The 26,375-nt window shown below is 71.2% G+C and carries 22 protein-coding genes and 1 tRNA gene; 13 read left to right on the forward strand and 10 right to left on the reverse strand.

Annotated elements, in window-relative coordinates:
- Positions 1 to 10: 10 nt before the first annotated feature.
- The 4 genes from ITJ62_RS17475 to ITJ62_RS17490 all read right to left on the reverse strand — a co-directional run bounded on the left by ITJ62_RS17475 (position 11) and on the right by ITJ62_RS17490 (position 4,080).
- Complete coding sequence (locus tag ITJ62_RS17475) at positions 11 to 778, reverse strand: DUF2993 domain-containing protein (RefSeq protein ID WP_194604892.1); 768 nt, start codon at positions 776 to 778, stop codon at positions 11 to 13.
- 37 nt (positions 779 to 815) lie between these two features.
- Entirely contained in the window at positions 816 to 1,397 is a 582-nt protein-coding gene (locus tag ITJ62_RS17480; RefSeq protein ID WP_194604895.1) for a hypothetical protein, read from the reverse strand.
- Between the two features lie 118 nt (positions 1,398 to 1,515).
- Entirely contained in the window at positions 1,516 to 3,186 is a 1,671-nt protein-coding gene (locus ITJ62_RS17485; protein WP_194604899.1) for an arginine--tRNA ligase, read from the reverse strand.
- Positions 3,187 to 3,246: 60 nt separating this feature from the next.
- Positions 3,247 to 4,080, reverse strand: coding sequence for a transglutaminase family protein (locus ITJ62_RS17490; RefSeq protein WP_086473968.1), 834 nt, complete (start codon positions 4,078 to 4,080; stop codon positions 3,247 to 3,249).
- A 90-nt stretch (positions 4,081 to 4,170) separates the two neighbouring features.
- On the opposite strand from ITJ62_RS17490, the gene ITJ62_RS17495 reads away from it, so the two are divergent.
- Both ITJ62_RS17495 and ITJ62_RS17500 read left to right on the forward strand, forming a co-directional pair.
- Positions 4,171 to 4,245: transfer RNA gene (locus tag ITJ62_RS17495), tRNA-Arg, on the forward strand.
- Positions 4,246 to 4,300: 55 nt separating this feature from the next.
- Entirely contained in the window at positions 4,301 to 4,969 is a 669-nt protein-coding gene (locus ITJ62_RS17500; protein WP_194604902.1) for a 4'-phosphopantetheinyl transferase superfamily protein, read from the forward strand.
- Positions 4,970 to 4,975: 6 nt separating this feature from the next.
- Here ITJ62_RS17500 and ITJ62_RS17505 read toward each other — a convergent pair whose 3' ends face one another.
- Together ITJ62_RS17505 and ITJ62_RS17510 are read right to left on the reverse strand one after the other, a co-directional pair.
- A complete protein-coding gene (locus ITJ62_RS17505) occupies positions 4,976 to 6,310 on the reverse strand; it encodes a M1 family metallopeptidase (protein WP_194604905.1) in 1,335 nt (444 codons plus the stop codon).
- Positions 6,310 to 10,314, reverse strand: a complete 4,005-nt coding sequence (locus ITJ62_RS17510) for a Pls/PosA family non-ribosomal peptide synthetase (protein WP_194604908.1) — start codon at positions 10,312 to 10,314, stop codon at positions 6,310 to 6,312. The genes ITJ62_RS17505 and ITJ62_RS17510 overlap by 1 nt, the downstream gene beginning before the upstream one ends.
- Before the next feature lie 159 nt (positions 10,315 to 10,473).
- Between ITJ62_RS17510 and ITJ62_RS17515 the strand changes: the two genes are divergently transcribed.
- On the forward strand, positions 10,474 to 11,808 hold the full coding sequence (locus ITJ62_RS17515; protein WP_370581989.1) for an aminotransferase class III-fold pyridoxal phosphate-dependent enzyme: 1,335 nt from the start codon (positions 10,474 to 10,476) through the stop codon (positions 11,806 to 11,808).
- A 22-nt stretch (positions 11,809 to 11,830) separates the two neighbouring features.
- Here the strand turns inward: ITJ62_RS17515 and ITJ62_RS17520 are convergent, their stop codons facing one another.
- Both ITJ62_RS17520 and ITJ62_RS17525 read right to left on the reverse strand, forming a co-directional pair.
- The gene (locus ITJ62_RS17520; RefSeq protein WP_071262446.1) at positions 11,831 to 12,661 is read right to left on the reverse strand and encodes a DUF3097 domain-containing protein; all 831 of its coding nucleotides are present in this window, start codon (positions 12,659 to 12,661) and stop codon (positions 11,831 to 11,833) included.
- A 185-nt stretch (positions 12,662 to 12,846) separates the two neighbouring features.
- On the reverse strand, positions 12,847 to 13,593 hold the full coding sequence (locus tag ITJ62_RS17525; RefSeq protein WP_194604914.1) for a gamma-glutamyl-gamma-aminobutyrate hydrolase family protein: 747 nt from the start codon (positions 13,591 to 13,593) through the stop codon (positions 12,847 to 12,849).
- Positions 13,594 to 13,909: 316 nt separating this feature from the next.
- Here ITJ62_RS17525 and ITJ62_RS17530 point away from each other — a divergent pair, with 316 nt between their 5' ends.
- The 5 genes from ITJ62_RS17530 (at position 13,910) to ITJ62_RS17550 (ending at position 19,550) form a co-directional block, all read left to right on the forward strand.
- Complete coding sequence (locus ITJ62_RS17530; RefSeq protein ID WP_370581990.1) at positions 13,910 to 15,943, forward strand: TPM domain-containing protein; 2,034 nt, start codon at positions 13,910 to 13,912, stop codon at positions 15,941 to 15,943.
- Between the two features lie 74 nt (positions 15,944 to 16,017).
- The gene (locus ITJ62_RS17535) at positions 16,018 to 16,791 is read left to right on the forward strand and encodes a PspA/IM30 family protein (RefSeq protein WP_085513287.1); all 774 of its coding nucleotides are present in this window, start codon (positions 16,018 to 16,020) and stop codon (positions 16,789 to 16,791) included.
- 79 nt (positions 16,792 to 16,870) lie between these two features.
- The gene (locus ITJ62_RS17540) at positions 16,871 to 17,731 is read left to right on the forward strand and encodes an arginase family protein (RefSeq protein ID WP_194604917.1); all 861 of its coding nucleotides are present in this window, start codon (positions 16,871 to 16,873) and stop codon (positions 17,729 to 17,731) included.
- Positions 17,728 to 19,143, forward strand: coding sequence for an NAD(P)/FAD-dependent oxidoreductase (locus ITJ62_RS17545; protein WP_194604920.1), 1,416 nt, complete (start codon positions 17,728 to 17,730; stop codon positions 19,141 to 19,143). Before ITJ62_RS17540 ends, ITJ62_RS17545 begins: the two co-directional genes overlap by 4 nt.
- Positions 19,140 to 19,550 (forward strand): Fe-S oxidoreductase, encoded by a 411-nt coding sequence (locus ITJ62_RS17550; protein WP_370581991.1) that lies wholly within the window; start codon positions 19,140 to 19,142, stop codon positions 19,548 to 19,550. Before ITJ62_RS17545 ends, ITJ62_RS17550 begins: the two co-directional genes overlap by 4 nt.
- A gap of 46 nt (positions 19,551 to 19,596) precedes the next feature.
- On the opposite strand, the gene ITJ62_RS17555 is transcribed toward ITJ62_RS17550, so the two are convergent.
- Entirely contained in the window at positions 19,597 to 20,052 is a 456-nt protein-coding gene (locus tag ITJ62_RS17555; protein WP_194604923.1) for an SIP domain-containing protein, read from the reverse strand.
- A 273-nt stretch (positions 20,053 to 20,325) separates the two neighbouring features.
- Here ITJ62_RS17555 and ITJ62_RS17560 point away from each other — a divergent pair, with 273 nt between their 5' ends.
- From ITJ62_RS17560 to ITJ62_RS17580, 5 genes are read left to right on the forward strand one after another with little or no spacing between them, the layout of a single operon-like run.
- Positions 20,326 to 21,834 carry an ABC transporter substrate-binding protein gene (locus tag ITJ62_RS17560; RefSeq protein ID WP_194604925.1) on the forward strand — a complete coding sequence of 503 codons (1,509 nt, stop codon included), beginning with the start codon at positions 20,326 to 20,328 and terminating at the stop codon, positions 21,832 to 21,834.
- Complete coding sequence (locus tag ITJ62_RS17565; protein WP_194604930.1) at positions 21,831 to 22,790, forward strand: ABC transporter permease; 960 nt, start codon at positions 21,831 to 21,833, stop codon at positions 22,788 to 22,790. Before ITJ62_RS17560 ends, ITJ62_RS17565 begins: the two co-directional genes overlap by 4 nt.
- The gene (locus ITJ62_RS17570) at positions 22,787 to 23,698 is read left to right on the forward strand and encodes an ABC transporter permease (protein WP_370581992.1); all 912 of its coding nucleotides are present in this window, start codon (positions 22,787 to 22,789) and stop codon (positions 23,696 to 23,698) included. Before ITJ62_RS17565 ends, ITJ62_RS17570 begins: the two co-directional genes overlap by 4 nt.
- Positions 23,695 to 24,483: an ABC transporter ATP-binding protein gene (locus ITJ62_RS17575; protein ID WP_086473981.1), complete on the forward strand. Its 789-nt coding sequence runs from the start codon at positions 23,695 to 23,697 to the stop codon at positions 24,481 to 24,483. The genes ITJ62_RS17570 and ITJ62_RS17575 overlap by 4 nt, the downstream gene beginning before the upstream one ends.
- Positions 24,476 to 25,261, forward strand: a complete 786-nt coding sequence (locus ITJ62_RS17580) for an ABC transporter ATP-binding protein (RefSeq protein WP_194604933.1) — start codon at positions 24,476 to 24,478, stop codon at positions 25,259 to 25,261. The genes ITJ62_RS17575 and ITJ62_RS17580 overlap by 8 nt, the downstream gene beginning before the upstream one ends.
- 33 nt (positions 25,262 to 25,294) lie before the next feature.
- Here the strand turns inward: ITJ62_RS17580 and ITJ62_RS17585 are convergent, their stop codons facing one another.
- Positions 25,295 to 26,248, reverse strand: coding sequence for an oxygenase MpaB family protein (locus ITJ62_RS17585; protein ID WP_370581993.1), 954 nt, complete (start codon positions 26,246 to 26,248; stop codon positions 25,295 to 25,297).
- Between the last annotated feature and the right edge of the window lie 127 nt (positions 26,249 to 26,375).

Here is a 26,375-nt window from a genome sequence, read left to right on the forward strand (position 1 = left end):
GGGGCGAGGCTCAGTCGCAGCTGCCGAGCGTCTGCAGCGACGCCTCGTCGAGGCGGAGCGTCGTCGACGTCAGGGTGGCGGTCGCCGCCTCCGGCGTCACCGCGAGTCCATCGAGGTCGACCCCCTCGGGCAGGTACTGGGCGACGCAGATGCTCGGCGGGTCGCCCTGCAGGAAGCCGGTCACGAGCGCCCGCAGGTCGATGACGCCGAGGAGGCCGGTGTCGACGTTGACGGACGTCGGCATGAGGTTCACGCGGTCGACCGTGGTGGTCGGCGCCACGGAGAAGTCGTACGGGATCGTGAACCCGAGGACGGTCGCCTCGCCCGCGTATCCGATCTCGTCGTCGCCGAGGGTGAGCGTGCCCTGGAGCCCGGCCGTCTTGGCGAGGTCCGCCGCTCCGGCAGCGTCGATCCTGATGGTCGCCACCACCCGACCGATGGTCTGCTCCGGGTCGAGGGGGACCCGGTCCGCACTGACCCGGAGGTCCAGCGGGACGCCGTCGACGCTCGCGTCCGGTGCACGCAGGTCGACGTGCTCGAATGTTCCGGTGAAGTACTGGGCGATGACCGAGGCACCGCCGATCGACACGGCGACGTCCGCGTCGACGTTCTCGGGCAGGCTCTGCTCGATCTGCGTCGCGACGCGCTCCTCGGCGACGCCGCGCACGATCGTGTCGGCGATCAGGAACGCGCCGACGAGGACGACGAGCACCCCGACGACGATGACGATCGGAAGCCAGGGACGCCTGCGCTTGCCCGACGGTTGCTGCTCACTCATGTTCCGAGGGTAGCGAACCGTCGTCTCCGGGGCCGCGTCAGCAGGCCTGGTCGAGCTCGACCTCCGGCATGTCGAGCACCCTGCCGCTGAATCGCTCCCAGTCGGCAGCAGAGGTGGGGTACAAGGCAGCCAACGTGAACCCTTCCAGCTCGGTGAGGTTCGAGTCCTCCAAGGAACTCTTCGTCAGGACCTCCGGGGAGGTGAACGCCGCACGAACCGGGTCACCGGGGATGACGAACGCCGGCGCGACGGTCTTCCCGCCCTCGCCCCGGACGACGACGGAGAGTGCCCCGTCGATCTGCAGCGTGCTCGTGCCCACCTCCTCGAGCTCGATCTCGAACAGCGCGCACTGCACCGGGGGCGAGACGATGTTCTGGAGGTAGTCCATGGTGCCGACGCTGCCGGCGTGCAGGCCGTCGGGGAACCGCAGGCGGATCGAGACGCCGGACCCTTCCGTCCCGAAGGGTGCGAACGCTCGGAGGTCCACGGCCGACGCGGAGGTCGCGCTCGGCGTCGCGGTGCCGGGAACGCCCGAGCCCTGGCCGACACAGCCGGAGAGCGACAGGGCCGCCGCGATCACGACGACGACGAGGGACGGGCGGGAGGTGAGGCTGCGCATCCTGTCACGCTACCGAAGGACTCACCGCTCGGACAGCGCACACCGGAGATCGGCGCGAGCGCAGGACCGTTCCCGAGGGACCGTCCTGCGCTCGCGCCGTTCTCCTGCTGCGGGGAAGCTACATGCGCTCCGGCGCGGAGACGCCGAGGAGCGCCAGCCCGTTGCGGATGACGGTGCCGGTCGCCTCGTTCAGCCAGAGACGCGTGCGGTGCAGGTCGGTGACCGGCTCCTCCCCCATCGGGACGACGCGGCAGCTGTCGTACCACTTGTGGTACAGGCTCGCGGTCTCCTCCAGGTGCCGGGCGACGCGGTGCGGCTCGCGCAGCTGTGCGGCCTGCGCGACGATCCGCGGGAACTCCTGGAGGACGCCGAGGAGCGCCGACTCCGTCTCGTGGACGAGCAGCTCCGGTGCGAAGGCGCTGCGGTCGACCCCGGCCGAGGCGGCGTTGCGCGCCACCGAGTTCGTGCGGGCGTGCGCGTACTGGACGTAGAACACGGGGTTGTCGTTCGTCCGGCTGCGGAGCTGCTCCGGGTCGAGGGCCAACGGCGAATCGGCCGGGTAGCGACCGAGCGAGTACCGCAGGGCGTCCGTCCCGATCCAGGCCTGCAGGTCGTCCAGCTCGATGATGTTGCCAGCGCGCTTGGAGAGTCGGGCGCCGTTCACGCTCACGAGCTGCCCGATGAGCACCTCGATGTCGCGGTCCGGGTCGTCTCCGGCCGCACCCGCGAGCGCCTTCAACCGGTGGACGTACCCGTGGTGGTCGGCACCGAGCAGGTAGATCTTGTGCTGGAAGCCGCGGTCGCCTTTGTTCAGGTAGTACGCGGCGTCGGCGGCGAAGTAGGTGTAGACGCCGTTGGAGCGACGGATGACGCGGTTCTTGTCGTCGCCGAAGTCCGTCGTGCGCACCCAGACGGCGCCCTCCTCGTCGAACACGTGCCCCTGCTCGCGCAACCGGTCCACGGCCTGGTCGATGAGGCTCGTGCCGTCCTCGCCCGTCGCGTGCAGGGTGCGCTCGCTGAACCAGACGTCGAAGTGGACGTTGAAGCGCTCGAGGGACGCGCGGATCTCACCGAGCTGCAGGGCGTAGGCGCGTTCCCGCGCGACCTCACGGGCGTCCGGACGCTCGAGGAGGTCGGGGATCTCGGCCAGCACGGTCTTCGCGAGGTCGCCGATGTACGCCCCGGGATAGCCGCCCTCAGGCGTCGGCTCACCCTTGGCCGCGGCGAGGATCGAGTCCGCGAAGGTGTCCATCTGGTTGCCGGCGTCGTTGATGTAGTACTCGCTGACGAGCGTCGCACCGGACGCGCTCAGCACGCGGGCCAGGGAGTCGCCGAGCGCGGCCCAGCGCGTGTGGCCGATGTGCAGCGGGCCGGTCGGGTTGGCCGAGACGAACTCGATGTTGATGGTCTGACCGGCGAGGCTGTCGTTGCGGCCGAACGCGTCGCCGGCGTCGACGATCACCTTCGCGAGCGCACCCGCGGCAGCGGCGTCGAGACGCACGTTGATGAACCCGGGGCCGGCGACCTCGACCGAGGCGACACCGTCGACCTGCACGAGCGCGTCGGCGAACTCCTGCGCGAGCTCGCGCGGGTTGGCCCCCACCCGCTTCGCGAGCTTCATCGCGATGTTGCAGGCCCAGTCGCCGTGATCGCGGTTCTTCGGACGCTCCAGCACCACGTCGTCGACCGACACCGCGACCTCGTCGGTGATGCCCGCCGCCTCGCGTCGTCGTTCGACGATCGGAACGACGATGGCGTGCAGGGCGGAGGCGAGGTCTTCAGGAGTCACGAGGAGCGATTCTACCCGGGCGCGTCGCACCGGCGACACGGTGGGCCTCGGGGGCGACCGTCAGGCGAGCACGACCGCCTGCGCCGGGTCGTCGGCGGGCAGGACGTCGATCAGGGCGTCGATCCGCATGTCCTCGACGGTCACGTTGCCGTGGTGGTTGCTCAACCAGGCCACGTCCGCGGCGTCGCGTCCGGTGGCGATGCGGACGAGCGACTGACGCGGTGCCAGGCCCGTCGCGTCGACCACGTGCCAGGCGCCGTCGACGAAGCCCTCGGCCACCGCGTGGAAGTCCATGGGGACGAGACCCGGGGCGTAGACCGCGGCGTACCGGGCCGGGATGTCGAGCGCCCGCAGCATCGCGATGGTCAGGTGCGCGAAGTCCCGGCACACACCACGGCCCGCGGCCAGGGTCGACACCGCACTGTCCGACACGGTCGTGGAGCCGGAGACGTAGGAGAGGTGTCGTCCGACCCAGGCCGCCACCCACGGCAGCACCTGCAGACCGCCGGAAACCGTGCCGTCCTCGTGCAGGCGACGGTGCTCGAGCAGGTAGCCGAGCTCGGAACGCGCGAGCGAGAACAGCGCGTCCGACTCGCAGTACCGGCTGGGACGGAGGTACGTCACGGTCTCTAGTGCGTCCACGGGACGCGGCACGGCCTGCCCGACGACCACCGCCTCGTAGTCGACCTGCAACCGGCCGGGCTCGGCGATGACCCGGTGGAGTCGTGTGTCGTCCGGGCCCACGATCTCGGTGACGGCGCACGGGCCGTCCGAGGAGTGCACCTGCAGTCGCTCGCTCGCCAGCGGGGTGCCGCCGGCTGCAGCGATGGAGAAGATGAGGTCGGCTCGATCGTGCACCCGCAGATCGAGCGACGCGGTCAGGGTGCGCTGCATGACCTCATTGTCCCACGCGACCGGGGACGCTGATCCCGCACGCCTCCGGTACCGGCGTGGGTCCCGACTCTGGTAGCTTGGACACGTTCCGCCTTCGTAGCTCAGCGGAAGAGCGCTTCCCTCCGGAGGAAGAAGTCGCTGGTTCGAATCCAGTCGAGGGCACCATCACCATCTCGCGAGGTCCTGCTTCGCGTCGCTCCGACTCCGGGACGCGGGGGCCATGCACCGAGCCGATCCCCTCCCGAAGCCGACGACCCGCTTCCTGCGCTGGGCCAGCGCCGCTGAGCTCGACCTCGCCGGCACGGCCGCCCGGCTGGACGCGTCCGCCCGCGACCGCCTCGACGCCTCGACCGCGACCGCGGCCCGTCGGTTCCTGTTCGGTCGCGCACTGCTCGTGCGCACCGTCGCGGAGACGATCGGCACCGACCCCGAGCGGATCGAGGTCACGGCGGTCTGCCCGGACTGCGGTCTCGCGCACGGACGACCACGGGTGCGCTTCGGAGACCGGACCGTCCACGTGAGCGTCTCCCACACCGCCGACGCCTCCGCGGTCGCGGTGTCGATCGAGCACCCTGTCGGTGTCGACGTCGAACGGCTCGACGCGGCCCGGTTCACCGGGGTCGAGGACGTCGCCCTCACCCCCGCGGAACGGGAGCAGTGGCAGCGGCTGCCGGACCGACGACGCTTGCGGGCGCTCGCCGAGCGCTGGACGGCGAAGGAAGCCGTGACGAAGGCTCTCGGTACGGGCCTCATGACCGATCCGGCGACGATCGACCTCGGGCCGGATGCCGCACCGCACGTCACCGAGACCGCTGGCCGCCGCTTCGTCGTCGACCACCCGGATACCGCGCCGGGATTCGTCGTCGCGACGGCCCTCCTGCTCCCCTGACCCGGTTCAGCCGACGGGGAACGGCGGGAGCGCCTCCTGGAAGAGCCACGCGTCGAGGAGCGGCTCGACCGGTGCCGGCGCATGTCGATCGGCCGTCCGGACGAAGTCGTCCGTCGACACGCTCGAGTGCCGGAAGGATGCCACCCAGTCACGCAGGAGGTCGAAGAACGCCTCGTCACCGAGCAGTCGACGCACGGCGTGCAGGGCGATCGCGCCCCGCTTGTAGACCCGGTCGTCGAACATGTCCGCGGGTCCCGGGTCGCCGACGACGAGGTCCTGCGGTGCCCGTCGGAGCGCTGCGTAGTGCGCCCGGGCACAGGCGTCGGCGCTCTCGGCCCCCGACTCCTCCGACCACAGCCACTCGGCGTAGCAGGCGAAGCCCTCGTGCAACCAGATGTCCCGCCAGGTGGCGATCGTCAGGCTGTTCCCGAACCACTGGTGGGCGAGCTCGTGCGCGATCAACCGCTCCGAACCGCTGACGCCGTCGACGTGGTTGCGGCCGAACACGCTCATCCCCTGCGCCTCGAGGGGGATCTCCAGCACGTCGTCGGTGACGACGACGCCGTAGCTGCCGAAGGGGTAGGGGCCGAAGGCACGCTCGAAGCACGCCAGCATGTCGACCTGGTCGGCGAAGTCGTGTCGGAACCGCGCGGTGAGGTCGCGCGGCAGGTGTGCGACGACCGGCACCGTGCTCGTCGCGACCCGAGCGCTGACGGCGAGCCGCTGGTACCGGCCGATCTGCACCGTCGCGAGGTAGGCGGCCATCGGTTCGGGCTGCTCGTAGACCCACGTGGTCCGGCTCGCGCGGGCGACCCGCGACACCAGCTCCCCGGGGGCGACGACCGTGTACGCCGACGACGCCGTGACACTGATGCGGTAGGACGACTTGTCCGAGGGGTGGTCGTTGCAGGGGAACCAACTCGATGCGCCGCACGGCTGGGACGCCACGATGACGCCGTCCTCGAGTTCCTCCCAGCCGATCTCGCCCCAGGGGCTGCGCACGGGACGGGGCGCACCCGAGTACCGGACGAGCACGGAGAACTCGGCGCCGTCCGCGATGGTGTTCCGGGGCGTCAGCGTGAGCTTGCCCGAGCCGTGCGTCCGCTTCGCGTCGACCCCGTCGACCTGGACACGGGTGACGCGCAGCGCGGCGAGGTCGAGCGAGAACCGCGTGAGCTCCTCCGTCGCGACGGCGGTGAGTCGAGCCGTCCCGGACAGGGCGTTTCGGTCGACGTCGTAGTCGAACTCCAGCTCGTACCGGACGACGCGGTAGCCACGGTTCCCGCTGGAGGGCGTGTAGGGGTCGCCTGCGCTCCGCAGACGGGCGAGAGCCTCCCCCATCAGGACGCGACCTGGGGCTCCCGGTACTCCGCCGTCGTCACCTCGCGCCACGGGCCGATCGGGTTGCCGCTCCACCGGGTGCCCGCGGGGACGCGTTCGCCGCGCATGACGAGCGAGGCCGGTCCGACCGTCGCGTCGTCGTCGATCCGCGCTCCGGGGAGGATGACGCTGTGCGGCCCGAGCGTGGCGCCCGATGCGAGTTCGACCTGATCCATACTCATGATTCGATCATGGAACAGGTGCGTTTGCACAACGCAGCCCCGGTTGACCGTCGCGCCGTCGCCGAGTCGGACGAGGTCGGCCTCCGGCAGCCAGTAGCTCTCGCACCAGACCCCACGACCGATGCGGGCACCGAGCGAGCGCAACCACCAGGTGAGGGCGGGGGTGCCGGTGGCGGGGGCCGCGAACCAGGGTGCCGCGACCATCTCGACGAAGGTGTCGGACACCTCGTTGCGCCAGATGAACGAGGACCAGAGCGGGTGCTCCCCTGTGCGGATCGGGCCGACGATCACCCATTTGGCGACGGTCGTGATCCCCGCCGCGACCGCGCCGGCGGCCAGGAGCACGGCTCCGCTGACGGCGATCGCGACACCGAGACCCCAGGTGTCGGCGAACCAGGCGAGCGCGAGGAGCACCAGGAGCGCGATGCCGGTCGTCACCATGACGGGGACGATGCGGCAGAGTTCCCACAGTGCGCGGGCGATCCGGAGCCGGAGCGGCGGGTCGTAGGTCCGGTCGAGATCGGCGTCGGACACCTGCCGCCGGAGTCGCATCGGTGGGCTTCCGAGCCAGGACGAGCCGGACTTGGCCTTCCGCGGTGCGGCCGACAGCACGGCGACGAGCCCGTTCTTCGGAACGTGCATGCCGGGGCCCGCCATGCCGGAGTTGCCGAGGAAGGCGCGCTTGCCGACGGACGCACCGGCGATCCGCATCCACCCGCCACCGAGCTCGTAGGAGGCCACCATCGTGTCGTCCGCGAGGAACGCACCGTCGCCGACGGTCGTCATCCGCGGGAGGAGGAGGACCGTCGACGCCTCCACGTTGCGCCCGACCTTCGCCCCGAGCAGGCGGAGCCAGACGGGCGTGAAGAGGCTCGCGTACAGGGGGAAGAGGAGGGTGCGCGCGGCGTCCAGGAGCCGCTCCGTTGCCCACACCTGCCAACCGACCCGACTGCGCACCGGGAAGTAGCCCTCGCTGAGACCGAGGCCGAGCAGCCGGACGAGGCCGATCGTGCTGATCGCCAGGACGACGAACCACACGAGGGTGGCGACGGGCACCCAGAGGAGCGCGCGCCAGGAGAACTCGAGCAGACTGGTCGCGCCCGACGCGCCGGCCGCCACGACCGCCGCCGCCAGCACGAAGGCGAGGAACGGCAGCACCGACAGCAGCGCCGATCCCGCGCCGTACGCGAACAGCCAGCGTCGGCGACGCGGGGGTCGTTCGGTCGGCCACACCGGTTTCGCCTTGCCGACGCGGACGGCGGGCGACCCCGACCACAGGTGTCCGGAGGGGACGCGGCCGAAGACGGACGATCCCGGCGCGATCTCCGCACGCTTGCCGATCCGGGTGCCGGCGAGCAGGGTGCTGCGAGCGCCCACCGTGCTCTCCGCGCCGATGTGGACGTGGCCGAGCCGGAGTGTGTCGCCGTCGACCCAGTAGCCGCGGAGGTCGACCTCGGGCTCGATCGATGCGCGCGCCCCGACGGTGAGGAACCCGGTGACGGGCGGCACGCTGTGGAGGTCCGTGTCGGCACCGATCTTCGCGCCGAGCGCCCTGGCGTAGCCCGAGATCCAGGGGGCTCCGGCGAGACTCACCGCGCCGACCGTGTCGGCGACGCGTTCGGCGAGCCAGAGTCGCACATGGACCGAGCCGCCGCGCGGGTAGTCGCCCGGGCGGACGCCGACGAGGAGGAGCTTCGCCGCGACGACGGAGATCGCCATGCGTCCGATCGGGGTGATGACCACGAGGAAGCCGAGGGCGATCCACCACCAGGAGACCTTGGGGAGGTACGGGACGTCCGCGACGAGGCCGAGGACCCGACTGCCGGCGAGCAGGTACACGAGCCACCGGAGTCCGACGAGGATGAGGAGCGGGACACCCAGGAGGGTCTGCGCCCACTGGGTCGCGAGCGGCGTCGGGAGCACGGGGTCCGCGACGGCCGCCCGACTGCGACGCTCGGGGCGTCGGCCGTCGAGTTCGGCGGCCATCGCGCCGAGTCGGGGGTGGCCGTAGATGTCGGCGACGGTGAACTCGGCATCGCGGGTGCGGATGAGTGACACGAGCTGCGCCGCGGCCAGGCTGCCGCCGCCCAGGCTGAAGAAGTTGTCGCTCTCGGCCGTGACCCGGACGCCGAGGACGGCCGTCCACTGCTCGGCGAGCCACGCGGCGGTGCCGGACAGGGTCGAGGCGTCCTCCCCGTCGGCGGCGCCGAGCGGCCACGGCAGCGCGGCCCGGTCGACCTTGCCGGAGGTACGGGTGGGCAGCTCGCCGACGACCGCGAGGAGCGGGACGAGCGGTGCCGGGAGCTGCTCACGGAGGGTGTCGAGCGCCCGCTCGACGGAGAACCCGTCGCGGTCGGGCACCGCGAGGTACCCCACGAGGACGGCGTTCCCGGCGGCGGTGCGCTGGACGGCTGCTGCCGCACCCGAGACGCCCGGCAGCGCCTGCAAGGCGGCCTCGATCTCCCCGAGTTCCACGCGCCGACCGCCGATCTTCACCTGATCGTCCGCGCGCCCCTGGAACACGAGTCCTGCGGCCTCGTAGCGGACGAGGTCGCCGCTCCGGTACGCCCGCGACCACCCGATGCTCGGCATGGGCGCATACCGTTCGGCGTCCTTGGCCGGGTCGAGGTACCGGGCGAGTCCGACGCCGCCGATGATGAGTTCGCCGACGCCGCCCTGCTCGACCGGGACGCCCTCGGCGTCGACCACGGCGAGGTCCCACCCGTCGAGTGGCAGCCCGATGCGCACGGGCTGCTCGCCGGTCAGCAGCGCGGCGCAGGCGACGACGGTGGCCTCGGTGGGTCCATAGGTGTTCCAGACCTCGCGACCGTCCACGGCGAGCCGGGCGGCGAGCTCCGGCGGGCAGGCCTCGCCGCCGAAGATGAGCATGCGGATGTTCTCGAGGGATTCGGCGGGCCACATCGCCGCCAGCGTGGGCACCGTCGACACCACGGTGATGCCCTTCGCGGTGAGCCAGGGTCCGAGGTCCATGCCGCTGCGGACGAGCGAGCGCGGCGCCGGGACCAGGCACGCGCCGTGTCCCCAGGCGAGCCACATCTCCTCGCAGGACGCGTCGAAGGCGACGGACAGGCCGGCCAGCACACGATCACCGGGGCCGAGCGGTTCGGCCTGGAGGAAGATCCGCGCCTCGGCGTCGACGAACGCGGCGGCAGAGCGGTGCGAGACGGCGACGCCCTTCGGCGTGCCCGTCGAGCCGGAGGTGAAGATGATCCAGGAGTCGTCGTCGAGTCGCGGTGGTTCGAGGACCGGGATCGCGCGGGTGCCCGGGTGGGGTGCCGCGCCCGTCGCGAGTTGCACCCGGTCGGGATCGGCGCCGTCATCGGCCGGGTCCTCCGTTCCGCGGCGCGAGCGTTCGAAGACACCGCCGTCGACCAAGACGCCGACGACGGCCGCCTCACCGAACACGAGTCGTGCCCGCTCCTCCGGGTCGTCGGCGTCGACGGGGACGTAGGCCGCTCCCGTGAACAGGATCCCGAGGATCCCGAGGTAGAGGTCGCGGGTGCCCGAGGCGATCCGGACACCGACCCGGTCACCGCGGCGGACCCCGGCGGCGAACAGCCCGGCCGCGACCCGCTCGGCGCTGAGGACGAGCTCGCGGTAGCTGAGCGCCCCCTCCGCGTCCTCGATCGCCGAGGCTTCGGGGTGCGACGCGGCGACGTCACGGAGGACGTCGAGGAGGGTGCGCTCGGCCGGTGCGCGCACGCCACCGAGCAGCGCGGGCTGCCGCTCGATGAGGAGGGCGGTGCTGGTGTCGGCGTCCATACGCGATCCCCTGTCGTCCGGCTGTTCAGCGCCGCCAACGGTAGGCAGCGCGCATGGACGGTTGGTGAACACCAGTCAACCGCCAGATGTCGTGGAATCGTCGGCGACGCTCCGTCGGCCCCCGGCATCCTCGGAGGACGCGCGCCTACCATGGCCTGCATGACCATCGACTACTCCGTGCCCCAGGAACGCCAGCTCGTGACCGCCATCCCCGGCCCCCGATCGCTCGCCCTCACGGAACGGCGCCGCCGGGCGGTGTCGCGCGGTGCCGGCAACCTCGCGCCGGTGTGGATGGACCACGGCTCCGGCGGCATCCTCGTGGACGTCGACGGCAACCACATCATCGACCTCGGAACGGGCATCGGCGTGACGACCATCGGGCACGCCAACCCCGACGTCGCCGCGGCGGCAGCCGAGCAGGCCACGAAGCTCACGCACACGCTCTTCACCGTGACGCCCTACGAGAACTACCTGCGCGTCGCGGAGAAGCTGTCCGAGATCACGCCGGGCGACTTCGAGAAGCGCTCGATCCTCCTGAACTCCGGTGCCGAAGCCGTCGAGAACGCGGTGAAGATCGCGAAGAAGTACACCGGACGTCGCGCGATCGTCGCCCTCGACCACGCCTTCCACGGGCGCACGAACCTGACGATGGCGATGACCTACCGGCCTGCGCCCGAGCGCCTCGGGTTCGGCCCGTTCCCGGGTGAGATCTACAGTGTCCCGCTCTCCTACCCCTTCCGCGACGGACTCGACGGAGCGGCGGCTGCCGAGGTGACGATCGACTACATCGAGCGGCACATCGGTGCGAGCGAGGTCGCCGCGTTCTTCGCCGAACCGGTCCTCGGCGACGGCGGCATCGTCATCCCCGCGCCCGGCTACTTCGCGCGCATCAGCGAGTGGTGCACCGAGAACGGGATCGTGTTCGTCGCCGACGAGATCCAGGCCGGCATCGGACGCACCGGCGCCTGGTACTCGATCGAGCACCACGGTGTCGTGCCCGATCTCATCACGAGTGCCAAGGGCATCGCCGGCGGCTTCCCGCTGTCGGCCGTGACCGGGCGCGCCGAGATCATGGACGCCGTCCAGCCCGGTGGTATCGGCGGCACCTTCGGCGGCAACCCGGTGTCCACGGCGGCCGCGCTCGCGACGTTCGAGGTCATCGAGCGCGAGGACCTGCTGGGCGAGGCACGTCGGGTGGAGGCGACCCTGCGATCGCTCATGGGTGACTGGGCCGAGCGGTTCGACATCGTCGGCGAGGTCCGGATCATCGGTGCGATGGCCGGCGTCGAGTTCGTCGTCCCCGGCACGAAGCAGCCGCACCCCACGGCGCTGCAGACCGTCATCGACGCGGCGATCGCCCAGGGGGTGCTCGTCCTCGACGCCGGCTCCTGGGACTCGGTGCTGCGACTCCTCCCGAGCGCGGTCATGTCCGACGAGCTCCTCCGCGACGCGGTGTCCGTCCTCGAAGACGCCCTGGGTCAGGTCTCCTCCTAGCGGCAGCGGTCGCGCGGGCGGCTCAGTCGACGGTGACGAAGTCGATGAGCTGCTCGACGCGACCGAGGAGCTCCGGCTCGAGGTCGTTGAAGGTCCGGACCTGACCGAGGATGCGCTTCCAGGCACGGGCGATGTCGGCCTGCGAGTCGTGCGGCCAGCCGAACGCCTGACAGATGCCCTTCTTCCACTCGATGGAGCGAGGGATGGTCGGCCACTCGCGCAGGCCGACCCTGGCGGGCTTCACGGCCTGCCAGACGTCGACGTACGGGTGCCCGACGATGAGGACGTTCCGGCCGTTCGGTCCGGCCATGACGGCGTCGGCGATCCGCTGCTCCTTCGAGCCGGGGACCAGATGGTCGACGAGGACGCCGACACGACGGTCGGGGCCCGGCCGGAACTCGGCGAGCGCGGCGTCGAGGTGGTCGACGCCCGCGAGGTACTCGACGACGACGCCTTCCACGCGGAGGTCGTCGCCCCAGACCCGCTCGACGAGTTCCGCGTCGTGGCGGCCCTCGACGAAGATCCGGCTCGCGCGAGCCACCCGAGCAGTCGTCTCCACCGCGAAGGAGCCGGAAGCGGTGCGCGCCCGCCCCGTCGGTGCACGCTTCGGCACGACGAGGACGACGGGCTCGCCCTCGAGGAGGAACCCCGCCCCCATCGGGAACACGCGCCGCTTGCCGCGGTAGTCCTCGAGCTCGACCGTCTTCGCCTCGACGCGCGTGATCGCGCCGCAGAAGCCGCCGAGTTCCTCGACCACGAGGTCGGTCACCGCCTCGACCTCGCGGGCCACCACGCGGTTCTTCTTCCGCCAGTCCCCCGCGAGGACGTCCTGACCGTACCTGTCTTCGAACACCCGTCAACGCTAACCAACCCTCCGACCTTTCTCAGGACGGCCTCGGCGTGGCGCGGCCGACACGCCGCAATCCAACCTCGACACGCCGACGCCGTCCTGAGTTGGGGACAGGTCGAGCGGTGGGTCGCCTGCAGCGGGAGGGCCTCCTGGCATGCGAAGCCGCCCGGCGCGGAGACACGCCCCGACTACGCTGCGGCGCGCTCGGCCTCGCGGGCGAGACCGCCGAGCAGGAGCCCGAGCTGGTCGTCGACGGTGCCGGGGTCCTCCGGGTGCCACTGCACACCGGTGATCGGCAGGGTGCGGTGCTCGACCGCTTCGACGGTGCCGTCGGAGGCCCAGGCGACGGCGCGGAGGCCTTCGCCCAGTTCGCCGACCGACTGGTGGTGGGCGCTCTGCACCTGGAGGTGACGGGCACCGAGTCGGAACGCGAGAGCACTCGAGGGGTCGAGCTCGACCTCGTGCGGGGTCATGCTCTCATCGACCGGGACGCCCTCGTTGCGGTGGGCGCTGTGCTCACCGAGGTCCTGCACGAGCGTCCCACCGAGGGCGACGTTGATGATCTGGTGACCGCGGCAGATCCCGAGCAGCGGTGTGCCCCGCTCGGCGGCGCGACGGGCGACCGCCAGCTGGGCGCGGTCGGCCTCGGGGAAGTGCTGACCCTCGGCGCGGTAGCCGGTGGTTCCGCCGTACTGGGCGGGATCGATGTCGGCGCCGCCCATGATGACGACAGCGGAAGCCCCGTCGGTCGAGGCGAGGAGCGCATCGGTGCCGAGGTCGTGCGCGGCCAACCGGGTCACGCGCCAGCCGGCCCGTTCGGCGGCGGCGATGGTCCGTCCGACGAGGATCTGCACGTACTCGTGGTACGCCTGGTCGTCCTCACGGAACCTGGTGACCTCGACGAGCGCCAGCATGGGTGAGACGTGTCCTTGCATGATGCTCCTTCCAGGGGTTCCGTGAGGTGACTCGACCAGTCTCGCCGGGCAGACGCCCTCGCGCGAGTGGCCGCGTCACGGTCGGTAACAGAGTCCGTCACGGTCGGTGACAGCGTCACGTTCGGTGTCGCCGAAGCACCGTCACCGCTGTATAGCACAGCTCCGGTTCGGTGCGCCTGCTGGGAGCCCGCTGTAGAGATGTCGGGGGCCCGGACCTAGACTCGGAACCGAGCCGCGGGGTGGGGCTCCAGGGTCCGAACGAGTGACGAGGTGGCCGATGCGGGTTCGCTGGGCGGTATCGATCTGGGCGTTCTGCGTGGCCGTGCTCCTCGGAGCGGGAGCCACCGCCGCCTGGGCGGAGAGCCCGGTGCAGCTCGGCGCCGGGCGCGTGTCCGACAGCGCGGGTGTCCTCAGCAGCGGTGAGGTCTCCGAGATCACGACGGCCGTCGACGACCTGGCCGCGGATCACGGCGTCGACCTCTGGGTGGTCTACGTGCCGACCTTCACCGACCCGAGTGACGCCGAGTCCTGGGCGAACCAGACCGCCAAGGACAACAACCTCGGACCGAACCAGTACCTGCTGGCCGTGGCGACCGAGGACCGCGCCTACTACCTCTCCGGCGACTCCAGTGGACCGGTGAGCGGCGATCAGCTGACCGATATCGAGCAGCAGCGCATCCTGCCGCAGCTGCGTGACGAGAACTGGGCCGGCGCCGGCGTCGCTGCCGCCGAAGGCCTGGGTGCCGCCGTCGGCGGCGGGTCGATCGGGGGCACCGGTAGCGGATCAGGCGGCTCGACCGGGTGGCTGACCATCCTGCTGATCGTGGTCGTCGCCGTCGTGGCCGTCGTCCTCCTGGTCGTCTTCCTCCGCCGGCGACGCGCTGCGGACGGCGACGGCGCGGTGACCGCGGGCCGGCAGGGGGCACCGGTCGACCCGCTGACCATCGCCCCGATCCCCGAGCTCGAACGACTCGCCGGCAGTGCGCTCGTCCAGACCGACGACGCCGTCCGGACGAGCGAGGAGGAGCTCGGCTTCGCCACCGCCTCCTACGGCGAACCGGCCACGGCCGCGTTCACCGCCGCGCTCGCAGGAGCGAAGGACGACCTCTCGCAGGCCTTCGCACTCAAGCAGCGGCTCGACGACGCCGAGCCGGACACGGAGCAGCAACAGCGCGACTGGAACCTCCAGATCATCCGGCTCTGCGAGCACGCGAACCACGTGCTCGACGAACAGGCCGCCTCGTTCGACGAGCTCCGCGCGCTCGAGAAGAACGCGCCCGCCGCGGTCGAGGAGCTGCGAGCCAGGGCGGCCGCGGCCGGACCGACGGTGACGGCCGCGCAAGACGCGGTGCACGCCCTGCAGACGCGCTACAGCCCCGACGCCCTCATCACCGTGATCGACAACCCGGCGCAGGCGACCGAGCGACTCGCCTTCGCCACCGCGGCGATCTCCGACGCAGCTGCACGGCTCGCCGCCGGTGACTCCGGCGAGGCCGCCGTCGGCATCCGCGCCGCGGAGGAAGCGCTCGACCAGGCCACCCAGCTCACCGGGGCCGTGAAGCGGCTGCAGGCGGATCTGACGACCGCCGAGCAGCACCTCGCCGCCAGACTGGCCGAATTGGACGGGGACGTCGCCGCGGCGGGCGGCCAATCCGACCCGACCGGCACGCTCGCCGCAGCGGTCGCGAGCACCACCGCGACGGTCTCCCAGGTGCGCGGCGCGCTCGGCGCACCGAACAACCCGATCGCCCTCCTCGCCCGCCTGGATGCGGCGAACACGCAGATCGACGGCGCGCTCCAGGGGGTGCGCACCGCGGCGGAGCAGCGACAACGCGCTGCAGCCGCCCTCGGGCAGACCCTGCAGACGGCGGGCGCGCAGGTGTCGGCTGCAGAGGACTTCATCGTCTCGCGGCGCGGAGCCGTCGGCCCGGAGGCCCGGACGCGCCTCGCCGAGGCCGGCCGCACCCTCGTGCAGGCCCAGGGCCTCGCCGCCACCGACCCGACGCAGGCGCTCTCCCTCGCCCAGCGCGCCAACTCGCTCGCGAGTCAAGCGGTGCAGCTCGCCCAGGCCGACCTCGGGCAGTTCCAGAGCCAGTCGGCGGGCGGACTCGACGGCGTGTTCGGCGGCGGCCAGGGGCAGCAGGGTGGCAACGGGATGCTCGGTGCCGTCCTCGGCGGCATCCTGATCAACTCCGTCCTCGGCGGCGGCGGTTCCCGTTCCGGCGGCGGCATGTTCGGTGGCGGAGGATCGAGCGGCGGCATGTTCGGCGGCGGCTCCGGTCGCTCACGCAGCGCCGGCAGCTTCGGTGGCGGCGGCACCCGTTCCCGACGCGGTGGCGGTCGCTTCTGATCCGCTGCACCACCCACCTCATCACCAGACACCGACCGACACGACCCAGCAGGACACGAGAGAGGAACCACACCATGGCAGAGAAGCAGTCCATCTTCGGACGCATCGCCCAGCTGACCAAGGCCAACATCAACGCGCTGCTCGACTCCGCCGAGGACCCGCAGAAGATGCTCGACCAGATGGTCCGGGACTACACGAACTCGATCGCCGACGCCGAGAGCGCGATCGCCGAGACGATCGGCAACCTCCGGCTCCTCGAGCAGGACCACCAGCAGGACGTCGAGGCGGCCTCCGAGTGGGGCACCAAGGCGCTGGCCGCGAGTCGCAAGGCCGACGAATACCGTCAGGCGGGTAACGCCGCGGACGCCGACAAGTTCGACAACCTCGCGAAGATCGCGCTCCAGCGCCAGATCGGCGCCGAGAACGAGGCCAAACAGGCCGAGCCGCAGCTGGCCTCGCAGACGAAGGTCGTCGAGCAGCTGAAGAACGGCCTCAACGGCATGAAGACGAAGCTCGAGCAGCTGAAGACGAAGCGCAGCGAACTCGTCGCCCGGGCCAAGACCGCGGAGGCCCAGCGCAAGGTCGCGGATGCGGTCGGCAGCATCGACATCATGGACCCGACGAGCGACCTGAGCCGCTACGAGGACAAGATCCGCCGCGAGGAGGCGAAGGTGCTCGGCCAGCAGGAGCTCGCCGCGTCGAGTCTCGACGCGCAGTTCAACGACCTCGAGGACCTCGGCGAGTTGACCGAGGTCGAGGCCCGGCTCGCCGCACTGAAGGGTGGAGGTTCCACGTCACCCGCGATCGAGTCCTCCGGCCCCGAGTACACGCCGAACGCCGGCCAGTAGTGCCGATCCGGCGGGCCCTCGGGACCTCCCGAGGGCCCGTCGCCCTCGCATCCTCGCACCACCTCCAGGAAGGCACCGCATGACGAAGTTCGTCGTCGTCCCTCAGTGGCAGGGCTCCGGCTCGTCCAGGGCCATGCAGTTGATCGATGGAGCCGAGGCGATCCGTGGCGACCTGCCCACGACGGCCACGACACTCGTCCACGTGCCGACCGAGGCCGGCGAGGCCCTCGACACCGACATCCGGCGCGCCAGTTCCCTCGTGACGACCGCGGAACTCCAACGTCAGGCGCTCGTCGGGATCGACGAGCCCGTCATCACCATCGGTGGGGACTGCGGCGTCGAACTCGCGTCGGTCGGTGAGGCCCTCCGACGCGACCCCGGCATCGCCGTCGTCTGGTTCGACGCCCACGGCGACCTCAACACCCCGCTCAGCTCGCCGTCCGGGTCGTTCAGCGGCATGGTCGCCCGGGCACTGACCGGCGAAGGTGCCGCGATGCTGCTGCCCGAGGCCCCACTCGATCCCGCCCGACTCGTCCTCGTGGGGGTGCGTGACCTCGACGACGGTGAACTCGCCCACATCGAGGAGCGTGGCATCCCCATGGTCTCCTCGGTGATGACGAGCGCCGCGGAGGTGGTCGCCGCCGTCGAGGCGACGGGCGCCGACCGCGTCTACCTGCACGTGGACGTCGACGTCCTCGACCCCGCCGTCATCGCCGGCGTCAGCTCGGCCGTCCCCTTCGGTCTCGAACTCGACACCCTGCTCGACTGCATCACCGCCCTCCGCGCCCGGTTCGGCTTCGCCGGGGCCGGGGTCACGGGCTTCTCGCCCGGCTCCCCCGACGCCGCAGCCGACGACCTCGGCACCATCCTCCGCATCATCGGCGCGATCAGTCGCGAACCGAAACCAGACAGCACCAACCCGACAGGAGTCACCCCATGAGCCGTACCGTCGATCTCGTCGTCATCGGAGCCGGACCCGTCGGCGAGAACGTCGCCGACTACGCCCACAAGAGTGGTCTGAGCGTCGTCATCGTCGAGAGCGAACTGGTCGGCGGTGAGTGCTCCTACTGGGCCTGCATGCCGTCCAAGGCCCTCATCCGCTCGGGGGCCGCCCTGCGGGCCGCCAAGCGCACGGGTGGAGCCATCCCCGAGGACACCGCGCTCGATCCGCTCAAGGTCCTCGCGCGACGGGACTCGTTCACGAGTGACTGGTCGGACGACGGCCAGGTCGAGTGGCTCGAGGGCGCCGGCATCGAGCTGGTGCGTGGGCACGGTCGCCTGACCGGCCAGCGGGAGGTCACCGTGACGGCCGCCGACGGCTCGACGACCGTGCTCACGGCGACGCACGCCGTCGCGGTCTGCACCGGCTCCGCCGCGCTCCTTCCCGACATCCCCGGGCTGTCGGCGGTGGAGCCGTGGACGAGCCGCGAGGCCACGAGCGTCCAGACCCTGCCCGAGTCCGTCGCCTTCCTCGGTGGCGGCGTCGTCGCCGTCGAGCTCGCGACCGCCTACCGGTCACTCGGGGTCGACGTCACACTCGTCGCCCGCAGCGGCCTGCTCGGCAACACCGAGCCGTTCGCCGGCGAGTTCGTCGAGTCCTCCCTGCGTGAACTCGGCGTGACGATCGTGCACGCCTCCCCCACCGCCGTCTCCCGGGCCGCCGACGGTGCCGTCACGCTCGAGTTCGACGACCGGGACGCGGTGACGACGGCGGAACTCGTCGTGGCCACCGGCCGGACGCCCCGGACGGACGACCTCGGGCTCGAGACCGTCGGCCTGGAACCGGGTGCCTGGATCGAGGTCGACGATCAGCTCCTCGCTCACGGCAGCGACTGGCTCTACGCCGTCGGCGACGTCAACCACCGGGCTCTCCTGACGCACCAGGGCAAGTACCAGGCACGCGCCGCGGGCGCGGTCATCGCGGCACGGGCGAACGGCGAGGACGTCGACACCAGCCCGTGGGGCGACCACGCGGCGACCGCCGACCACCGTGCCGTGCCGCAGGTCGTCTTCTCCGAGCCCGAGGTCGCCGCCGTCGGACTCACGGCCGCGCAGGCGGAGGCGGCGGGGATCGACCACCGGGTGGTCGACTACGACCTCGGTGGCATCGCGGGCTCGAGCCTCCACGCCGACGGCTACACCGGGCAGGCGAGGATGGTCGTCGACGAGGAGCGCGGCGTGATCATCGGGATGACCTTCGTGGGTCAGGACGTCGCCGAACTCGTCCACGCCGCGACGATCGCCGTCGTCGGTGAGGTGCCGCTGCACCGCCTCTGGCACGCGGTGCCGTCCTACCCGACGATGAGCGAGATCTGGCTGCGACTCCTCGAGACCTACCGGAGCGGTGCGTGACCCGTCCCGGCGACGTCGACGAGCCGCGGAGCCGTCGTTCCGGCGGCCCGTGGCTCGACTCACCCCTGAGCCGCATCGGGTACTGGTACGCCACGCTCACCGGGCTCGTCTGGGGCGCACTCTGGAGCACCGGCCCGGTCGAACGGCGGGGCGGGATGATCGTCTTCCGCGGGATGCCGTCGTGGACGTTCGGCCGAGGTGGCTCATGCGTCGGCGGGGTGTACCTCACCGACCGGAACGTGTCGACCCGGGTGCTCGAACACGAGGCGGTGCACAAGCGGCAGTGGCAGCGGTACGGCATGCTCTTCCCGCTGATGTACGCGATCGCCGGTCGAGATCCGCTCCGGAACCGGTTCGAGATCGAAGCCGGTCTCGAAGCGGGAGGCTACCTGCCGAAGCGCAGCTGACGAGCGTCGCGGCGTCCGCGCGATGCCGAGCCGGTTCGAGGCCGTGTCAGTGCGATGCGCGCTCGACCGAGCTCGAGCGCTGACGCGCGCCGATGCTCGCCAGCGTCATCCTGAGGTCGTTCCGGAGACCCGTCAGGTGCTCCGTCTCGCCGCCGATCCACACGTGGTAGTCGGCCGCGTCGTGTCCGTCGACGTCGAGCATCTCGCTCGCCCAGGCCCGGGTCGCTCGCGCGACGGCCTGACCGCGTGCGCACCGGCTGCCCGTTCCGGGTTCCCCCGAACGCGCTGCACGGACGAGCCACGTCACGACGACGCGTCCCGGCGAATCGAGCGTGGCGATGGATGCGGCGTCGTCGACCTCGACGAACACCTGACCGCGGGCGCAGATGGGGAGCAGCGCGAGGACCTCCGCCAGCTCGCCGACCGACGACTCGTCGCCCGCGAGCAGCACGTGGCGTGCGTCCGCGACGGCGAACTCCGCCGGATCTTCGAAATAGCTCACGCGATCAGTATAGGCGAGCCTAAGCTCACTTCGATCCCCTGCGCAGGGTCTTCCAAGGCGGCGGAGCACATCACGATCCGATCACTCTGTGACGCCCCCTGACACCGTGGCTGGCACCACACACGTCGACTGGGTACGCTCGCTGGAGCCCCAGCGATGCGGCTTTCCGGACGCGGTCCAGTATTCACGCGGCCCAAGCGGGAATGCCCGCTGCCCGGAACCGGTTGTGCGTCTCCAGATGCCGGCCACTCCAGCATCCCCGAAAGGACCTCCATGCGTCATCGTCAGCTGCGTCGTCAGCTCCTCACCGCCGCGATCGCGGTCACCGGCGCCGCCCTCGTCCTCACCGGCTGCGCAGGCCCGACCGCGACGCCGACGCCCGACGCCGACGCGACCCTGCGGGTCGGTCTCGTCCTGGAGCCCTCAGACCTCAACATCCGCACCACCTCGGGCGCCGCGCTCGACCAGATCCTCATCGACAACGTCTACCAGGGCCTCGTGTCCCGCACCGAGGACAACCAGATCGTCGACACGCTCGCGAAGAGCCACGACATCAGCGCCGACGGTCTCACCTACACCTTCGTCCTCCGCGACGGCGTGACCTTCCACGACGGCGCCGCCCTGACCGCGGCCGACGTCGTCGACTCCATCACGCAGGTGCAGCAGGACCCGACGTTCGTCGACAACGTGGCGCTTCAGAAGGTCGCCTCGATCACGGCCGTCGACGACTCGACCGTGCAGTTGCAGCTCACCTCGCCCGACTCCAACCTGTTGTGGACCCTGACCGGACGCGCAGGACTCGTGCTGGAGTCGGGCGCCACCAACGACCTGTCGACGACCGCCAACGGCACCGGGCCGTTCACCCTGAAAACGTGGAAGCAGGGCGACAGCATCACCTTCGACCGGAACGCGAAGTACTGGGGCGACGCTCCGAAGGTCAAGGAGGTCGTCTTCAGCTACATCCCCGACGCCTCCTCCGCCGTCAACGCCACCCTCGCCGGCGAACTCGACGTGCAGACGGCGCTCGACGCGAACCTCAAGGACCAGATCACCCGCGCCGACGGGTTCAGCATCACCGAAGGCAAGACGACCGACAAGTACACCCTCGCGTTCAACAACCAGCGCGCTCCCCTGAACGACCCCCTCGTCCGGCAGGCGCTCCGCTCCGCCATCGACCACGCCGCGATCGTCGAGGCCGTCGGCGGCGCCGCGGTCGAGCAGTATGGACCGATCCCCGAGCTCGACCCGGGCTACGAGAACCTCAGCGAGCTCGTGAAGTACGACCCGGACCAGGCGAAGGCGCTGCTCGCCCAGGCCGGCCAGGAGAACCTGTCGCTGACGCTCACGATCCCGAGCTTCTACGGCACCTCGGTGGCCAACGTCCTGGTGTCCGAGTTCAAGGCCATCGGCGTCACCCTCACGGTGAAGAGCGTCGAGTTCCCGACCTGGCTGAACGACGTCTACACGAACAAGGACTACGACCTCAGCTACGTGAACCACGTCGAGGCGCGCGACTTCCAGAACTGGGCGAACCCGAACTACTACTTCGGCTACGACAACGCGCAGGTCCAGTCGCTCTATGCTGAATCCGTAGCGGCGACCGACCCGGCCGTCGCAGCCCAGAAGCTCAAGGAGGCGGCGTACCTCGTGTCGAAGGACAACGCCGCCGACTGGCTCTACACCGCGATCACCCTCACGGTGGTGCGCGACGGCGTGACCGGCTTCCCCGTGGACTCGGTCAACTCGCGCATCGACCTGGCGAAGGTCGCCGTGACCGGGTGACCCGCTTCATCCTGACGAGGCTGGTGCTCCTCCTCGTCGGGCTCCTCGCCGCGAGCGCCCTGATCTTCTTCACCATCAGGGTGCTCCCGGGCGACGTCGCCCAGGTCATCGCCGGAACGGACGCGACGCCCGAAGCGGTCGCCGCGATCCGCGAACAGTTGGGACTCGGCCAGCCCGTCCTCCTGCAATACCTCGACTGGATCGGCGGGTTGCTCCGCGGCGATCTCGGGAACTCGCTCATCACGGGCACCCCCGTCGCCAGCGAACTCGCCCAGAAGGCGCAGGTGACCGTCCCGCTCGGCATCATGGCCCTCGCGATCGCCCTCGCGTTCAGTGTGCCGCTCGGGGTGCTGGCGGCCGTCCGGCGCACCCGCGCGACGGGCGTCGTCATCTCCTTCGCGTCGCAGGGGCTCGCCGCTGTCCCGGTCGTCTGGGCCGGCATGATGCTCGTGCTCCTCTTCGCCGTCGTACTCGGTTGGCTCCCGGCGCAGGGCTTCCCGCGCGCGGGCTGGAACGATCCGCTGGCGGCGATCCGCGCCCTCCTCCTCCCGGCACTCACGATCGGCGTCGTCGAGGGCGCGGTCCTGCTGCGCTTCGTCCGTTCCGCCGCCCTCGACGCGATCGGCCAGGACTACGTCCGGACGGCGGCGGCGAAGGGGCTGACCCGTTCGCAGGCACTCATCCGCCATGGGCTGCCGAACGTGGCGCTCTCGGTCGTCACCGTGCTCGGGCTCCAGATCGCCGGGCTCATCGTCGGCAGCGTCATCATCGAACAGCTCTTCACCCTCCCGGGCATCGGGCGCATGCTCGTCGCCGACGTCGGCAACCGTGACCTCGTGAAGGTGCAGGGCGAGCTCCTCGTCCTCACCGGGGTGGTCCTCGTGATCGGTGCCGTCGTGGACGTCGTCCACCGTCTCGCAGACCCCCGACTCCGAGAACGGGAGCGGACCACATGACCGCCCGTCAGGATCACCCGCGCCGGCGCGCGGGATCAGGCGGACTCCGCACACTCATGTCCGGCCCGGCCGGTGTGTTCGGACTCGTCGTCGTCGCCCTCCTCCTCCTGAGCGCCGGCGTCTCCTTCCTCTGGACGCCGTACGACCCCCAGCTCACCGATCCGTTCGCGAAGTGGCTGGCTCCGTCGCCGGCCCATCTGCTCGGCACGGACGAGGTCGGTCGCGACATCTTCAGCCTGCTGCTCGTCGGTGCGCGGGTGACCGTGGCCGTCGCGATCGGTTCCGCAGTCGTCTCGACGGTCATCGGGGTCGCCCTCGCCGCCCTCGGTTCGCTCACGCGGCGCTGGGTCCGGGAGACGGTCGCGGTGCTGATCGACATCCTCATCGCGTTCCCGACCCTCCTCATCGCCATGATGATCGCCTCGGTCTTCGGCGGCTCGCTGTGGGTCGTCATCTGGGCGGTTGGTATCAGCTTCGGTGTGAACATCGCCCGGGTGACCCGCCCCGAGATCCGCCGGGTCTCGCACAGCGAGTACGTGCTCGCCGGCAAGGCCGCCGGTCTCGGACCGGTGAGGAACCTGACGCGGCATCTGCTGCCGAACGTCGCACCGGTGTTCATCGTCCAGCTGTCGTGGTCGATGGCGGTCGCGGTGCTCGCCGAGGCGGGCCTGTCGTACCTCGGCTACGGCGCCCCCTCCAGTGTCCCGTCCTGGGGTCGGATGCTCAGTGAGCTGCAGACCTACCTCGCCGTGCACCCGCTGTCGGTGCTGTGGCCGGGGCTCGCCATCACCATCACGGTCCTCGCCCTCAACCTGCTGGGCGACGCCCTCCGGGACGCGACCGATCCGACCCTCGGTCGCCGAGGGCCCGCCTCGACCCCCACCTCGCCGCAGGGGGTGACCGCATGAGTCTCGACGTCCAGGACCTCGTCGTCACGCTCGGCGGCCGCCGGGTCGTCGACGGCGTGAGCTTCAGCGTGCCGGCGGGCGCACGGTTCGGCCTCATCGGCGAGTCCGGATCCGGGAAGTCGCTGACGGCGCTGGCGATCCTCGGACTGCTCCCGGACGGCGCGTCGGTGAGCGGCAGCATCCGCTGGCAGGGCGAGGAGCTCCTCGGCCGTGACGACCGCGAACTCGCGCGGATCCGCGGGCGTGAGATCGGGATCGTGTTCCAGGAGCCTCGGACGGCGCTCAACCCGATCCGCACCATCGGACGCCAGATCGGCGAGCCGCTGCGCATCCACGAGGGGCTGTCGAAACGGGAGGCGCTCGACCGGGCCGTCGAACTCGCCGCGCGGGTCCGTCTGCCCGACCCCGAGCGCATCGTCCGGCGGTATCCGCACCAGCTGTCGGGCGGGCAACGCCAGCGGGTCGCGGCCGCCATCGCCCTCGCCTGCGGACCCTCCCTGCTCATCGCGGACGAGCCGACCACGGCGCTCGACGTCACCATCCAGTCGGAGATCCTCGGCCTCTTCGAGCGTCTCGTGAGCGAGACCGGGGCGTCCCTCGTCTTCATCACGCACGACCTCGCGGTCCTCTCCCGGATCGCCAGTGACGCCGTGGTGCTCGCGCAGGGGAAGGTCGTCGAGGCCGGGCCCGTCGCACAGCTGCTCTCGACGCCGGTGTCGCCCGTGACGCAGCGGCTGTTGGCCGCCGCGAAGACCATGAGCTGGAAGGGCGAGGACGATGACTGAGCCGCTGCTCCAGGCCCAGGGCCTCGGACGGGTCTACACCAACCCGCGAGAGTCGCTCTTCCAGCGACCGAGCCGCACCGTCGCGCTGCACCCGAGCGACCTCGTCGTTGCCCCCGGTGAGGCCGTCGGCATCATCGGTGAGTCCGGGTCGGGCAAGTCGACGCTCGTCCGCCTCCTGCTCGCGCTCGACACCCCGAGCTCGGGGTCCGTGGCGTTCGACGGCCGTCCCGTCAGCGCCACGGCGAGCGCCAGGAGTCTGCACTGGTTCCGTCGACAGACGGGCGTGGTGTTCCAGGACCCGTACGCATCACTCGACCCGCGCATGAGCGTCGGGCGGATCGTCGCCGAGCCGCTCTCGGCGCTCGGGATCGAGGGCGACCACCGTTCCCGGGTCCGCGCGGTGCTCCGGCTCGTCGGGCTCGACGCCGACGCGGCCGACCGTTTCCCGCACGAGTTCTCCGGCGGTCAGCGCCAGCGCATCGCCCTCTCGCGCGCGATCGTGCACCGCCCGCGCCTCCTCGTCGGCGACGAACCGCTCAGCGCGCTCGACGTCACCGTCCGCGCGCAGATCCTCGAGTTGCTCGGCGGGCTGCGTCAGGAGCTCGGGTTGGCGATCGTGCTCGTCTCACACGACATCGGCGTGGTGCAGCATCTCTGCGACCGGGTCGTCGTCATGCGCGACGGGGCGATCGTGGAGGAGGGCCCGGTCGCCAAGGTCCTCAGTCGACCCTCGCACCCGTACACGACCCAGCTGCTCGCCTCGGTCCCCCGCCTCTGACACCGTCCCGATCCCTGAGCCTGTCGAAGGGCCTCAGGCCGGCGGGTCCGCCAGGCGCCGGTGCCGGCGCAGGGCCGCGCGCTGGCTCGGCGACTCACCGTGCAGGACGAGCCCCACGATCCACAGGACCACCCGGGTCGCCGTCACGACCGGCAGCGGGATCGGGCCGAGATGGGCGGTGCGGAGCCCGAGGATGCGGCGGTACTCGGGTGGGATCGTCGCGACGGCTCCCGCGAAGAGGATCCCGTAGGCGGGGAGCAGCGAGCGGTCGAGCGGCGGTCGTCGGAGGAACGCCAGGGTCTCGTCCACCCGCGGGCCGCCGGTCAGCTCGCCCGCGTCGAGGTACCCGCGCAGCTGCCTGGCCAATTCCGCCTCGGAGCGGGGCGGGTCGACGACGCCCATGAGTTCGCCCGCGAGTGCCCAGTCGGCCACATAGGCGTCCGCACCACCGGGGATCCGACCGCCCCAGGTCTGTCGCACGCTCAAGAAGGCGTCGGTGAACGCCAGGTGCACCCAGCGCAGGAGGTCCGGGTCGTTGGCCGCGTACGGGCGCACCACGCCATGGGCGTCGAGGTACTCCCCGACGACGCGTTCGTGGAGCTTGAGCACGTAGTCGCTCGTCCGACGGGCCGTTTCGCGATCGCCGTAGGTGACGGTGAAGATCCAGCGGATGGTGCCGTCCAGCCGTCCGAGCGGGTCCTCCCGGTACCGGGACCAGTCGTGCACGCCGGCGAGCGCCCCGGGGTGGGCCGCCTGCAGGAGGAGCGCCCGGATGCCGGCGACCATGGTCTCGACACCGCCGTGCACCGTCCAGGCCGCGGAGTCGGGCGTGAAGAACCCTGCGTCGGTGCCGTCCTCGAGATCGAGCGTCCACTGCGGCGGGCGGTCCTGCTCCACCGCGAAGACCGCGAGGATGCGTGAGCGGAGCCCGGCGAGCAGGCGGGTGCGCAGGCGGGAGACCGGTCGCCGTCCGGTGCCGACATCCACCACTCGATCGTCCTCCACTCGCCGTCACGACGAGCCTACGTCGGGATGCCGGTGGCCCCACCCGTAGGGGGATCATCTCCTCCATCCCGGTCCCTGAGCCTGTCGAAGGGCGCCTCGGCAGGGCCTC

The sequence above is a fragment of the Plantibacter sp. VKM Ac-2876 genome (genome assembly GCF_015350715.1).
Taxonomy (GTDB): domain Bacteria; phylum Actinomycetota; class Actinomycetes; order Actinomycetales; family Microbacteriaceae; genus Plantibacter; species Plantibacter auratus.